Below are 1,467 nucleotides of genomic sequence, written 5' to 3' on the forward strand. Positions count from 1 at the left end.
CGCGCCCCGGCCGGACCGCATCAAGCTGTGCTTCGGTAATGGTGGTCACGCGGCGGTCGCCGGAGCACGACGCCCAGATCGAGCCGCTTGCTGACATCAACAACAGCCCAAGGCTGAATCCGCGAATGATGGCTTTCATGATGTCTTCGCTTCCTGCTGCGCGGGTATCGCCGGCACGTGGGGCGCCTCCACGCAAGGCAATTCCAATTGGGGGTAATACATGCCGCCCTCCGCCGTCTGCTCGTCGATCTGGTAAGCCGCCCGGCATTGCTGATCGGCGCCCGAGCCCCATTTGGCGACCAATTGACCTCTGCCATGCAGTCCACGCACGAACGCCCGCCCTCCCTGGCCCACCAATGTGACCGCGTCGACGCCCGCGATGCTGAGTTCAGCGCCCATTGGCATGGCAGCCCCATGTTCACGCACCAGCTTTAGCAGAATGGGGCGGCCGACCACGGTGGGATATCGCAACAGCACGACCGCCCCGGCGCGCGGCGCTACCTGCTGCGACGTCATTTCAAATTCGACGTCTTGCGACGTACCCTTGGGGTCCAGCGCCACATCATTGCGGCGATAAGGCATCAGGCCCGCGACCACGCCGTATCCGTTTCCGTCGATACGGCCGCGCGAGTTCGATCCGATTGCGGCGCCCTGGGCATCCGGTGCATGCAGCACGGCTATGGTCTCGCCCTGGCTCTGCGTCGCGTTGATGCCGCCGGCATGCGCTACCAGGGTCCCGCGCATGCCCGCGCCAAGTTGGCGATAGTTGTCGCCGCGACTGCCTGACAACATATAGGTTGCATGCCCCGTGTCGTAGCGCACGCTGCCGCCCTGGTTGGCGCTGCGCTGGTCGCGGTTGCGGTCTTGGGATGCATAGACGTTGTAGCCGAACTGCCCCGCTTCGCCCGCGGATCCGCTTAACGACGCATTGACGGCGCTATCTCCCTGGCCCTGCGTGTTCAGCGATGTGCTGAAAAAAGGCGTATTCGAGCCGCGCCCCAGCGGCACGCTCAGGCTCAACAGGTATTGATTACCGAAACGGCCGCTGTCGTCTCGCGTGCGAGTCACGCTGACGCTCAGGGTGCCCCAACGGTATCCATTGGAGTAGCCCGCGTAGAAGCTGGTGTCGCGGCGTTGGTCGCGCCCCCAATAGTTCTGCGCCACGCCGGACAAGGCCACTTGGCCCCAGCCGTCCGCCAGGGGTTGGCTTATGTTCATTTGCAGGCGGCTACGTTCCTGTTCGCGGGTCGGTGCGCCATCGCGCCCAGCGACACGGCGCGAGAATTCTCCAAAGCCCAGGTAGCCCTCGCTGGAGAACCGGTACGCCACCACGCTGAAGTTCGTTGACGTCGGCTCCAGCAGCTTGCTGTAGCTAAGGCGCAGGCTGCGCCCACTTTCAACGTCGCTTGCGCGCTGCCCCGCATGGCGTAGCGGCTTGGCGCGTGATTGCGTCAAGTCGGGGGCAAG

1 protein-coding gene is annotated in these 1,467 nt (G+C 64.6%); it reads right to left on the bottom strand.

What is annotated here, in order from left to right; translation table 11 throughout:
• Positions 1-135: 135 nt before the first annotated feature.
• On the bottom strand, positions 136-1,467 hold a 1,332-nt coding region (locus ACNPP0_RS02510; RefSeq protein ID WP_448704932.1), incomplete at its 5' end, for a fimbria/pilus outer membrane usher protein.

This window comes from Achromobacter semiaridum (assembly GCF_053543755.1).